Source organism: Burkholderia arboris, assembly GCF_038723655.1.
In the GTDB taxonomy this organism is placed as follows: Bacteria; Pseudomonadota; Gammaproteobacteria; order Burkholderiales; family Burkholderiaceae; genus Burkholderia; species Burkholderia arboris.
Window position 1 is genome coordinate 910,469 of sequence record NZ_CP109821.1, and the last position, 11,519, is coordinate 921,987.

Annotated in this window: 10 protein-coding genes; all 10 read left to right on the top strand. The window is 64.2% G+C overall.

What is annotated here, in order from left to right; genetic code table 11:
- Positions 1–31 precede the first annotated feature (31 nt).
- The 10 genes from rfbB to OHZ10_RS04325 all read left to right on the top strand — a co-directional run bounded on the left by rfbB (position 32) and on the right by OHZ10_RS04325 (position 11,484).
- Complete coding sequence (gene rfbB / locus OHZ10_RS04280; protein ID WP_059235783.1) at positions 32–1,093, top strand: dTDP-glucose 4,6-dehydratase; 1,062 nt, start codon at positions 32–34, stop codon at positions 1,091–1,093.
- An 11-nt stretch (positions 1,094–1,104) separates the two neighbouring features.
- Positions 1,105–1,998: a glucose-1-phosphate thymidylyltransferase RfbA gene (gene rfbA / locus OHZ10_RS04285; protein WP_174994372.1), complete on the top strand. Its 894-nt coding sequence runs from the start codon at positions 1,105–1,107 to the stop codon at positions 1,996–1,998.
- Positions 1,983–2,531 (top strand): dTDP-4-dehydrorhamnose 3,5-epimerase, encoded by a 549-nt coding sequence (gene rfbC, locus OHZ10_RS04290; protein WP_059235779.1) that lies wholly within the window; start codon positions 1,983–1,985, stop codon positions 2,529–2,531. The genes rfbA and rfbC overlap by 16 nt, the downstream gene beginning before the upstream one ends.
- Positions 2,528–3,424: a dTDP-4-dehydrorhamnose reductase gene (gene rfbD, locus OHZ10_RS04295; RefSeq protein WP_174994374.1), complete on the top strand. Its 897-nt coding sequence runs from the start codon at positions 2,528–2,530 to the stop codon at positions 3,422–3,424. The genes rfbC and rfbD overlap by 4 nt, the downstream gene beginning before the upstream one ends.
- A 76-nt stretch (positions 3,425–3,500) precedes the next feature.
- Positions 3,501–4,307, top strand: a complete 807-nt coding sequence (locus tag OHZ10_RS04300; RefSeq protein WP_342703727.1) for an ABC transporter permease — start codon at positions 3,501–3,503, stop codon at positions 4,305–4,307.
- Positions 4,297–5,610, top strand: a complete 1,314-nt coding sequence (locus OHZ10_RS04305) for an ABC transporter ATP-binding protein (RefSeq protein ID WP_059235773.1) — start codon at positions 4,297–4,299, stop codon at positions 5,608–5,610. Before OHZ10_RS04300 ends, OHZ10_RS04305 begins: the two co-directional genes overlap by 11 nt.
- Before the next feature lie 77 nt (positions 5,611–5,687).
- The gene (locus tag OHZ10_RS04310; protein ID WP_059235771.1) at positions 5,688–6,833 is read left to right on the top strand and encodes a DegT/DnrJ/EryC1/StrS family aminotransferase; all 1,146 of its coding nucleotides are present in this window, start codon (positions 5,688–5,690) and stop codon (positions 6,831–6,833) included.
- The gene (locus OHZ10_RS04315; protein ID WP_059235769.1) at positions 6,820–8,124 is read left to right on the top strand and encodes a glycosyltransferase; all 1,305 of its coding nucleotides are present in this window, start codon (positions 6,820–6,822) and stop codon (positions 8,122–8,124) included. The genes OHZ10_RS04310 and OHZ10_RS04315 overlap by 14 nt, the downstream gene beginning before the upstream one ends.
- A gap of 35 nt (positions 8,125–8,159) precedes the next feature.
- A complete protein-coding gene (locus tag OHZ10_RS04320) occupies positions 8,160–9,524 on the top strand; it encodes a glycosyltransferase family 4 protein (protein ID WP_059235767.1) in 1,365 nt (454 codons plus the stop codon).
- A 55-nt stretch (positions 9,525–9,579) separates the two neighbouring features.
- Positions 9,580–11,484, top strand: coding sequence for a glycosyltransferase family 2 protein (locus OHZ10_RS04325; RefSeq protein ID WP_342703730.1), 1,905 nt, complete (start codon positions 9,580–9,582; stop codon positions 11,482–11,484).
- Positions 11,485–11,519 lie beyond the last annotated feature (35 nt).

Below are 11,519 nucleotides of genomic sequence, written 5' to 3' on the forward strand. Positions count from 1 at the left end.
CGCGCCGCACATTATTACTAGAGGAAGTTTCATGATCCTGGTTACCGGCGGCGCGGGTTTTATCGGTGCCAATTTCGTACTCGACTGGGTGGCGGCTTCCGGTGAGGCCGTGCTCAATGTCGACAAGCTGACCTATGCGGGCAACCTGCGTACGCTGGCGCCGCTGGACGGGAATCCGGATCATGTGTTCGCCCGGGTCGACATCTGCGATCGCGCGGCACTCGATGCGCTGTTCGCCGCGCACAAGCCGCGCGCCGTGATCCACTTCGCCGCCGAAAGCCACGTCGACCGCTCGATCCACGGGCCGGCCGATTTCGTGCAGACCAACGTCGTCGGCACGTTCACGCTGCTCGAGGCGGCACGCATGCACTGGAACGGCCTGAACGAGACGGACAAGGCGGCCTTCCGCTTCCTGCACGTGTCGACCGACGAGGTGTTCGGGTCGCTGTCCGCGACCGATCCGCAATTCTCGGAGACGACCGCGTACGCGCCGAACAGCCCCTATTCGGCGACGAAGGCCGGCTCCGATCACCTGGTGCGTGCGTATCACCATACGTACGGCCTGCCGACGCTCACGACGAACTGCTCGAACAATTACGGCCCGTACCAGTTCCCGGAGAAGCTGATTCCGCTGATGATCGCGAATGCGCTCGCGGGCAAGCCGCTGCCGGTCTACGGCGATGGCCAGAACGTGCGCGACTGGCTGTACGTCGGCGACCACTGCAGTGCGATCCGCGAAGTGCTCGCGCGCGGCGTGCCGGGCGAGACGTACAACATCGGCGGCTGGAACGAGAAGAAGAACCTCGACGTCGTGCATACGCTGTGCGATCTGCTCGACGCGGCGCGGCCCAAGGCGGCGGGTTCGTATCGCGAGCAGATCACCTACGTGACGGACCGTCCGGGCCACGACCGCCGTTACGCGATCGATGCGCGCAAGCTCGAGCGCGAGCTCGGCTGGAAGCCTGCAGAGACGTTCGAGACGGGGCTCGCGAAGACCGTGCGCTGGTACCTCGACAACCAGGCATGGGTGGACGACGTCGCATCGGGCGATTACCGCAAGTGGGTCGAAACCAACTACGCGCAACGCACGTGAGGGTCTGATCGATGGCACGTAAAGGCATTATCCTCGCCGGCGGCTCGGGCACGCGGCTCTATCCGATTACCTACTCGGTGTCGAAGCAGCTGCTCCCGGTGTACGACAAGCCGATGATTTACTACCCGCTTTCGACGTTGATGCTCGCGGGCATTCGCGACGTGCTGATCATTTCGACGCCGGCGGATACGCCGCGCTTCCAGGCGTTGCTGGGCGACGGCTCGAAGTGGGGGATGAACCTGCAGTACGCGGTCCAGCCGTCGCCGGACGGGCTCGCGCAGGCGTTCATCATCGGGCGTGACTTCATCGGCAACGATCCGAGCGCGCTCGTGCTCGGCGACAACATCTTCCACGGCAACGATCTCGCCAAGCAGCTGCTCGCGGCCAACGCGCGCACCGAAAGCGCGACCGTGTTCGCCTATCACGTGCAGGATCCGGAGCGCTACGGCATCGTCGAATTCGACGACCAGATGCGCGCGCTGTCGATCGAGGAGAAGCCGCTCCAGCCGCGCTCGCGCTACGCCGTGACCGGCCTCTATTTCTACGACAACGACGTGTGCGACATTGCGGCCGACATCAAGCCGTCGGCGCGCGGCGAACTGGAAATTACCGACGTCAATTCCCGTTATCTCGCGGCCGGCAAGCTGCAGGTGGAGATCATGGGGCGCGGCTACGCGTGGCTCGATACGGGCACGCACGATTCGCTGATGGAGGCCGCGGCTTTCATCGCGACCTTGCAGAAACGTCAGGGTCTCGTGGTCGCGTGTCCGGAGGAAATTGCATACCGACTGGGCTGGATCGATGCCGAGCGCCTGCTGGAGCTTGCTGCGCCGCTCGCCAAGAACGGGTACGGGCAATATCTGAAGAACCTACTGACGGAAAAGATCCTATGGCAATCACGGTAACTTCCACGGCAATTCCAGACGTCAAGCTGATCGAACCCAGGGTCTTCGGCGACGCTCGCGGGTACTTCTTCGAGAGCTTCAATCAGCGGGAATTCCGTGAGCAGGTTGCGGATGTCGAGTTCGTTCAGGACAACGAGTCGCGCTCGGGCAAATCGGTGCTGCGCGGGATGCACTATCAGATCAGCCATGCGCAGGGCAAGCTGGTCCGCGTCGTCGAAGGCGACGTGTTCGACGTCGCCGTCGATCTGCGCCGTTCGTCGCCGACCTTCGGCAAATGGGTCGGCAGCGTGCTGTCGGCGGAAAACCACCTGCAGATGTGGGTGCCCGCCGGATTTGCGCACGGCTTCCTGGTGATGTCCGAGACGGCGACGTTCCAGTACAAGACGACCGATTTCTGGTATCCCGAATTCGAGCGCGTGCTGCTGTGGAACGATGCGCAGGTCGGCATCGACTGGCCGCTCGACGGCGATCCGGTGGTCGCGCCGAAGGATCTCGCCGGCACCGTGCTGGCGGATCTGGAGACCTACGCATGAAGATTCTCGTGACGGGGGCGAACGGGCAGGTCGGGTGGGAGCTCGTCCGCGCGCTGCAGCCGCTGGGTGAGGTGGTCGCCGCGACGCGTCACGCCGTCGATCTCGGCGACGCGGCTGCCGTCGGCGCGTATGTCGACGCGCTCGCGCCCGATCTCGTGGTCAACGCGGCCGCCTATACGGCGGTGGATCGCGCCGAGGACGAGCCCGACGCTGCGTTCGCGATCAATCGCGACGCGGTGGCCGTGCTCGCGCAGGCCGCCCGCAAGCGCGGCGCATTGCTGATCCATTTCTCGACCGACTATGTGTTCGACGGAAGCAAGCGGACGCCGTATGCCGAAAGCGACGCCGTGTGCCCGCTGAACGTCTACGGCGCGAGCAAGCTGGCCGGGGAACAGGCGATCGCCGCAGCCGGCGGCGACTGGCTCGTGTTCCGCACGTCGTGGGTGTATGCGTCGCGCGGGCAGAATTTTCTGCGCACGATGCTCCGGCTCGGCGCGAGTCGCGAGACGCTGTCCGTCGTCAGCGACCAGTTCGGCGCGCCGACGAGCGCGCGCATGATTGCCGACCTGACCGCGCACGCGGCGGCGAAAGCGCTTGCCGAGCGGCGGGCGGGATCGTTCGCGAGCGGCCTGTATCACATGACGGCGCAGGGCGAGACGACGTGGCACGCGTTTGCCGAAGCCATTTTCGCCGGCGCCAGACGCCTGTCCCCGCAGGTCGACCTGTCGATCCGCGAGGTGACGCCGATCCCCGCGGCCGACTATCCGGCGAAGACCGCGCGTCCGGCCTTTTCGGTGCTCGACAACACGCGGTTCGACGAGCGTTTCGGATTGCATCGGCCGCAGTGGTCGGACGGGCTTGCGCTCGTCCTCGCGGAACTGTTCGATGCCTGATGCCGCCCGGCCCGGGCGGCGCACATCCCAATTCATGCCGCGTCGTGCGTGCGGCATGACCTAGCCAGAGATTGTCATGCGGGAACTCATTCAACCATCACTCCCCATCTGGCGGCATCGCCGCCTGATCCTCCAAATGGCGCGCCGCGAAGTGGTCGGCCGCTATCGCGGCTCGGTGCTCGGCCTGCTGTGGTCGTTCTTCAACCCGCTGCTGTTGCTGACCGTCTACACGTTCGTGTTCAGCGTGATCTTCAAGGCGCGCTGGAATACCGGATCCGATTCGAAGACCGAATTCGCCGTCGTGCTGTTCGTCGGGATGATCATGTTCCAGGTGTTCTCGGAAGCCGTGAACCGTGCGCCGTCGCTCATCATCAGTAACGCGAACTACGTGAAGAAGGTCGTGTTCCCGCTCGAGGTGCTGCCGGTCGTCGCGTTGCTCGTCGCGTTGTTCCATGCCGGGATCAGCTTCTGCGTGCTGGTGCTCGCGATGCTCGTGCTGGGTTTCCCCGTGCACGCGACGATCGTGTATTTCCCGCTGATCGTGGTGCCGTTCATCCTGTTTACCCTCGGCGTCTGCTGGTTCCTGGCGTCGCTGGGCGTGTTCATCCAGGACATCGGCCAGTCGATCGGGCTCGTGACGACGGTGCTGATGTTCCTGACGCCGGTGTTCTACCCGGTGAGCTCGTTGCCGGCCCATTACCAGCGTATCGTCGGGATGAATCCGCTCGCGTTCGTCATCGAGCAAAGCCGCAACGTCGTCATCTTTGGGACCGTGCCGAGCTGGACCGGTGTGTTGTTGATGATGGTCGTCAGTGTTGTCGTCGCGGCGCTGGGCTACCAATGGTTTAATCGCACGAGGAAAGGATTCGCAGATGTCCTCTGATCTCGCAGTCAGCGTGAAGGACCTGAGCAAGGTCTTTCATATTTACGATAGCCCGCGCGCGCGCCTGTTGCAGATGCTGTTCGGCGCCCGCAAGCAGTACTACCGGGAATTCTGGGCGCTGCGCGACATCTCGTTCGACATCGCACGTGGCGAGACGATCGGGATCGTCGGTCACAACGGCTCCGGAAAATCCACGCTGCTGCAGGTGATCTCGGGGACGCTCTCGCCGAGCGCCGGCCACGTCGAAACGAACGGCAAGGTCGCCGCGCTGCTCGAACTCGGGTCGGGCTTCAACCCCGAATTCACCGGCCGCGAGAACGTGATGCTGTACGGCCAGATTCTCGGGATGAGCGAAGAGGAGCTGGAAGAGAAGTATCCGGCGATCGTCGAATTCTCCGAGATCGGCGATTTCGTCAACCAGCCGTTGAAGACCTATTCGTCGGGCATGTACGTGCGCCTGGCATTCTCGGTCGCGATCCACGTCAATCCGGACATCCTGATCGTCGATGAAGCACTGTCGGTCGGCGACGCGTTGTTCCAGGCAAAGTGCATGGCCGTGATGAAGAAGCTGATGGATCGCGGCACGACGCTGCTGTTCGTCAGCCACGATCCGGGCTCGGTGAAGGCGCTGTGCAACCGCGCGATCCTGCTCGATCACGGCAACATGCTGGCCGTCGGCTCGACGGACCATGTGATCGAATCGTATTACTCGTCCTACGTCCGCAAGAAGCAGCACGTGATCGAGGACGCCGATGCGCCGGCGGCGCAGATCGCCGAACTCGACGCCGGCCTCAACGACGGTGCGGACGAGTTCCAGAAGCAGGCGGCGTTCCAGCGGATCCGCAACGGCCGCGCGAGCTTCGTCAACGTGCAGTTGCTGAACGAACAGGGCCGCGCGACGCGCCAGGTCACGTACGGCGACACCGTGACGCTGCGCATGGTCGTGAGCATCGAGGAAGATTTGCCGCTGCTCGCGTTCGGCTATCACCTGCGCGACAAGAACGGCTTCGATATCGCGTACTCGGACACCGGTCTCGAGCATGCGCATTTGTACGACCTGCACGCGGGCGAAGTTCACGTGGTCGACTGGACGTTCAAGGTGTCGCTGCGCGGCGGCGATTACAGCATCAGCGCGGCGACGTCGGTGCCGACGGACCTGAGCATCGGCCAGGTCGACACGTGCGATCATGTGCCGATCGCCGTGCAGTTCAACGTCTCGCGCGGCACCTACCTGCCGCTGTATGGCGCCGTGCATTTCGACAACAAGGTCCAGACGCGGCTGTTGTCGAAGACGGTGGCCTGACGCAGCGTTGGCCGGCAGTGGATCCGGCGCCGGGGCCGGCGTGCGGATCCGCACGAGGAATCAATCAGGAGCGCCCTATGAGACAAAAGCCGGATGGTTTCGCCAATCCGATCTATGTGACGAGACCGATGTTGCCGCCGCTCGGCGAGTTCACGTCGCAGCTGGAAGACATCTGGGACAGCGCGTGGCTGACGAACGGCGGGGCGAAGCACGTCGCGCTGGAAGCCGCGCTCGCGAAGCGGCTCGGCGCCCGGCATTTCTCGCTGTTCAACAACGGGACGAGCGCGCTGCTCGTCGCCTGCCAGGCGCTGCGGCTCGCCGGTGAAGTCATCACGACGCCGTTCACGTTTCCCGCGACGCCGCATGTGCTGCACTGGAACAACGTGACGCCGGTGTTCTGCGACATCGACGAGGACACGCTGACCATCGATCCGGCCGTGGCCGAAGCGCTGATCACGCCGCGCACGACGGGCGTGCTCGGCGTGCACGTCTACGGGATGCCGTGCGACGTGAAGGCGTTCGAGCGCATTCGCGAGCAGTACGGCGTCAAGGTGCTCTACGACGGCGCGCACGCGTTCGGCACGGAAATCGACGGCAAGCCGGTGGCCGAGTTCGGCGACGCGACGATGTACAGCTTCCATGCGACGAAGCTGTTTCATTCGGCCGAGGGCGGCGGGCTGGCGATGGCGGACGAAGCGATGAAGCGGCGTGTCGATCTGCTGAAGAATTTCGGCATCTTGAACGAAACCGAAGTCATCATGCCGGGCACCAACGGCAAGATGAACGAAGTGCAGGCGGCACTGGGCCTCGTCAATCTCGCCCATTACGATGCGGAGCATGCCGCGCGGCAACGCGTGGCGCAGGTTTACCTGAGCCGCCTGGACGAGATTCCCGGCATCACGTGCTTCCGGCTGCCGCCGAACGTCGGCCACAGCATGCAGTATTTCATCGTGCGCGTGAACCCGCAGGCATGCGGCGTGTCGCGCGACCAGTTGTACGACACGCTGAAGCAGTTCAACGTGTTTTCGCGGCGCTATTTCTACCCGCTTTGCAGCGAGCACAATTGCTACCGCGCGCTGCCGAGCGCTGATCCGGGTCGCCTGCCGGTTGCGACGCGCGTGTCCCGCGAAGTGCTGGCGTTGCCGTTATACGGCGAGCTTGGGGAAGACGGGGCGAATCGCATCGTCGACATCATTCAATACATCTGCAATGGCAAACAATAATTATTCGACCGGGGAATCGCGGCCGCGTGTCAGCGTTCTCACGACGTCTTACAACTACGGCAGATTCATCGGGGAGACGATTCGGTCGGTGCTGTCCCAGACGTACGCGTCATGGGAACTGATCATTGTCGACGACTGTTCGACCGACGATTCCTGGGAGGTCATCCAGCAGTTCGACGACCCGCGGATTCGCGCGGTGCGCCAGGAGCGGAACCAGGGCGCGTGCGCGGCGTACAACACGGCGCTGCGTCTCGCGTCCGGCGAATTCATCGCGAGCCTGGATTCCGACGACGTGTTCGTGCCCGAAAAGCTGGCGGCGCAGGTGGCGTTCCTGGATGCACATCCGGACGTCGACATCTGCGGCAGCTTCATGGCGGAGATCGATGCATCGAGCCAGCCGGTCGATGCCGACAAGTGCTTTTATGCGCCGTGGTTCAATCAGGATCTCGACCTGAATGCACCCGACAGCTGGGTGTGGGAGAACCACCTGTGCCATTCGACCGTGCTGGTCAGGAAGTCCACGCACGACCGTATCGGCTTGTTCCGGGAGGATCTGACTTACTCGCCGGACTGGGATTTCTGGCTGCGTTCGCTCGCCGGCGGCGCGCGGTTCCATGTGATGAAGGACGCGCTCCTGCTGTATCGTGCGCACGGCGGCAACATCACGCATCGCAATCGCGATGCGCTGATGTGGGAGTATGCGGACATCTCCGGCGGTGTCGTGCATCCGTACCTCGAGCGGATCGGGCGCTTCGACCTGCTCCGCAAGAGCATGGAGTCGTTCGTCGGCCGCTTCTTCGAAATCGACGGCGACTGGCGGCGGTTTCTCGAGCTGATCGAGATGCTGCGCGTGTACGACCGTCACGAGGACACGTTCAGGATTCCGCCGCATCTGTTCTTCAATGCCGAACTGACCGCGTTCGTGACGAGACTCGCATCCGGCTGGTCGCCGCAGACGTTTGCCGCGGTTCGCGAGCGGCTGTCGAGGCCGGAGGGCGAGTACGCGGGTTCGGCGCCCGCGGTGGACGCGCAGGCGTCCGGCGACGCCGCGACGTTTCAACTGCTGATTCGCGTCGAACGCGACCGCGCGCTTGCCGAACTGGATCAGGCGCGTACCGAGCGCGAGCGCGTCGCCGCGGAACTCGAACACGCGAGGGCCGAGTTGCGCGCCGCGGCCGAGCGGGAAGGGCGGCTAGCCGCCAGCCTGGCCGACGCGCAGACGGAACTCGATCGTGTCAGGGGCACCATCTGGGGCAAGGCGGATAATCTGTACCGGCGCCTGAGCCGATAGCCCGTGCACCAGCGAATGATTCAAGATATCTAACCATGCCGCGATACCAGCATCTTCTGTACTTTGCCCAACGCGTCTACCATCGCCTGCCGGTGAGCCAGGAGGCGAAGTGGCGCGTTCGCAAGGCCATTTCGCCGGTTATCACGTCGTTGCGTCAGGGCAAGTCGATTCGTCAGGCGTTGCGCTCGGCGGTCCGGCGCGAAAAGTTGCTCGACCATGCGCGCGAGTCGCGCCTGCAGCACCTGCTGCTCGATCTCGCGCAGCGGGGCGTGCGTAACGTCAGCCATGTCATTGCAGTGCCGTTCCTCGGAACGGGCGGCGCGGAGAACGTCGCGCTCAATTTCTCGAAAGCGTTGCGCGAGATCCATCCCGATCGGCAGATCCTGATCGTCGTCGCCGATCGCGACCTGGTCGACGAGCGCGTCGCGCGGATCGAAGGCGTGCATGTGGTCGTCCTGCGCGATTTCACGGGCGACGATTCGTACGCGCTGAAGCAGGCGCTCCTGTACGACATGCTGCTGGCGATCCGGCCCGCCGTGTTCCACAACATCAACAGCGAAGTCGCGTGGAACGCGGTCATCTCGCAGGGGGGCCGGCTCAAGGAAGTCACGCGCCTGTTCGCCAGCATTTTTGCGTTCCAGTTCGCGGAGGACGGCAAGAGCAAGATTGGCTACGCGGCCTATTTCCTGCAGCCGGGGCTGCCGGCGCTGACCGCGCTGCTGTCCGACAACCAGCGCTTTGTGACCGATGCGCGCGCCGAATACAACCTCGGGCAGCAGGGCGACAAGCTGCATGCGGTGTACAACCCCAGCCGGATGGCGACCGACGGATGGAAGGCCCGGGCGCTCGCGCGTATCGCGAGCCGCGGGCAGGATCTGGCGGGGCAGCGCCCGGCATTTCTGTGGGCCGGGCGGCTCGACAAGGAGAAGCGTGTCGACCTGCTGCTGGCGCTCGTGCAGGCATGCCCGCACATCGACTTCTACGTCTATGGCCAGGCGGTCGTGAACGTCAGCGAGCAGCTGCCCGATCTCGCGAATCTGCATCTGATGGGGCCGTTCACGTCCCCGGAAGAACTCGTGCGCGAACGTGCGTACACGGGCTTCATCTTCACGTCGAAGTGGGAAGGCATGCCGAACATCCTGCTCGAGATCGGGACGCTGGGTGTGCCGGTCATCGCGCCGACGGTGGGCGGTGTGGGCGAGCTGATATCGGATTCGACCGGATATCCGCTGTCCGAGAAGCCGGAGGTTGCGGATTATCGCGCGGCGATGGAGTCCGTCATTTCGAATTCGCAGGAAGCCGAAGCGCGCGCCCGCGCGCTCGTCGAGCTGATCGACGGGCGCCATACGTGGCAGCGGTTCGTCGAGCATGTCAAGGAGTTGGAAGGTTATGGGAGCTGACCGGAAAGAGTCGGGCGTTGACGACTCGCGTGATCCGTCGTTGCCGCTCGTATCGGTGGTAATCCCCTGTTTCAATCAGGCGCAGTATCTGAACGAGTCGATTTCGTCGGTCCTCGACGCGTATCGCGGGCCGCTGGAAATCATCGTCGTCGACGACGGCAGCACGGCCCCCCGGACCGATATCCATCTGCGTGCGGCGCAAGCGCTGTCGCCCGCGGTGCGGGTGATTGCGCAGCAGAATGCGGGGCTTTCGGGCGCGCGCAACACGGGGATCGCGGCCGCGACCGGCGAATTCGTGCAGTTGCTGGATGCGGACGACCTCATCGTTCCGCCGAAGCTCGACCTGCAGGTGGCGCATTTCCAGGTGGCGAATGCGCTCGACGTATCGGTGTCCAACTTCCTGTTGTGCGACGACACCCGCTCGGTCTTTTCGAAGAACGACGAAGCGATCGCGCACTCGGCGCTCGGCCTGTCCGATTTTCTGTACAAATGGGAGCGCGGCTTCGCGATTCCGATTCACTGCGCGCTGTTTCGCCGGACCGTGCTGATGGACGCGCCGTTCGACACGTCCGCGCGCGCGAAGGAAGACTGGCTGTTCTGGTGCGGCCTGAGTGCGCGCGGCGCACGCATGGCCTACCTCAACGCGCACAATGCGATTTACCGGCAGCATGCGCAAAGCATGCGCCGGTCGTACGTGAAGATGGGCAAGAGCTGGCTGCATGCAGCCGCCAAGATCGACGCGATGGTGTCTGCGCGCGAACCGGCGTTCTTCGAATCGGCGGTCGACTGGTTCGAGAATTTCTATCGGAAGCATCCGGCGTACGTCGAGGAAATCGCGCAGTTGCGCGGCCACGCGCATGCAACCGGATCGGGGGCCGCCGCGTCGCCGGCCGCTCCCGCCGATCTGCACGCGCAGAAGCTTGCCCGACTGCAGGCCGCCATCGCGAAGATGCCGACGTCGGCGGCACCGCTGATCAGCGTCGTGATCCCGGCATACAACCACTTCGACTACATCGACGGCTGCCTGCTGTCCGTGATCGAACAGCAGGGCGTCGCATTCGAGATCATCTGCGTCGACGACTGTTCTCCCGATGCGCGCACGACCGCGCTGCTGCGTGCGCTGCAGGGCACTCACCCGAACGTGCGGATCGTCCTCAACAGCGAAAACAAGGGCATTTCGCGCACGCAGAACGAAGCGGTCGAACAGGCGGCCGGGGAATACGTCGCGTTCGTCGATTGCGACGACGCGCTGGCGCCCGGCGCGCTGTCCCGAGTCGCCCGGGTATTGACGCAGGGGCAGCCATGCGACTACCTGTTCACCGACCGGTTCGACATCGACGAAAGCGGTGACGAGATCCGGCGCGCGGACTACGGCGGCTATCCGGCCATTGCGTTCAGGAACGATGCGAGCATCAAGGACGACCTGCTCGACGGCATGGTCGCATCGCATCTGAAGGTGATCCGGCGCCGTGCGTATCTGCAGTCCGGCGGGTCGGTCGATGCCTATTCCGGCATCCAGGACTGGGAGCTGGCGCTGAAGATCGCGGAGTTCGGCAGCTTCCATTACCTCCACGAGCCGCTCTATCGGCACCGGATCCATACACGCTCCGTCACGTCATCGGATAGCGTCGGTCAGTTCAGGCGAACCAATATCGTCCGGCGGCAGTTTGCCGGCAGGTGGCTTTGCGACGGACGCGACCGAACCGGGCCGGTCACGCATTTTTCGAGCGACGCGAAGTCGATGCCGTCGATCGCGCAACTGAAGGAAGCGTGGCGGCAGGGGCAGCGATGCGAGATGGTCGTCACGGCGGATGCGCCGCCGCCGGTGCTCAATTTCCTGCGGGAGTTCAATTCGTATTTCGACCGCATCGTGTGGACGAGCGCCGAAACCTATGCGGGCCTGCTCGGGTATGTGGAGCCCGGCGTGATGGTGGCGCACGGGCAGGCGCCGCACGACTGACCGGAGCAGGGCGCGCGCGTTGCACGCGCGCCCGG

What these genes read in the sequence shown, in the direction of transcription:
- OHZ10_RS04305 (WP_059235773.1), top strand. Translation starts at nt 4,297, where the DNA reads ATGTCCTCTGATCTCGCAGTCAGCGTGAAGGACCTGAGCAAGGTCTTT.
- OHZ10_RS04315 (WP_059235769.1), top strand. Translation starts at nt 6,820, where the DNA reads ATGGCAAACAATAATTATTCGACCGGGGAATCGCGGCCGCGTGTCAGC.
- rfbD (WP_174994374.1), top strand. Translation starts at nt 2,528, where the DNA reads ATGAAGATTCTCGTGACGGGGGCGAACGGGCAGGTCGGGTGGGAGCTC.
- rfbC (WP_059235779.1), top strand. Translation starts at nt 1,983, where the DNA reads ATGGCAATCACGGTAACTTCCACGGCAATTCCAGACGTCAAGCTGATC.
- OHZ10_RS04310 (WP_059235771.1), top strand. Translation starts at nt 5,688, where the DNA reads ATGAGACAAAAGCCGGATGGTTTCGCCAATCCGATCTATGTGACGAGA.
- OHZ10_RS04300 (WP_342703727.1), top strand. Translation starts at nt 3,501, where the DNA reads ATGCGGGAACTCATTCAACCATCACTCCCCATCTGGCGGCATCGCCGC.
- rfbA (WP_174994372.1), top strand. Translation starts at nt 1,105, where the DNA reads ATGGCACGTAAAGGCATTATCCTCGCCGGCGGCTCGGGCACGCGGCTC.
- rfbB (WP_059235783.1), top strand. Translation starts at nt 32, where the DNA reads ATGATCCTGGTTACCGGCGGCGCGGGTTTTATCGGTGCCAATTTCGTA.
- OHZ10_RS04320 (WP_059235767.1), top strand. Translation starts at nt 8,160, where the DNA reads ATGCCGCGATACCAGCATCTTCTGTACTTTGCCCAACGCGTCTACCAT.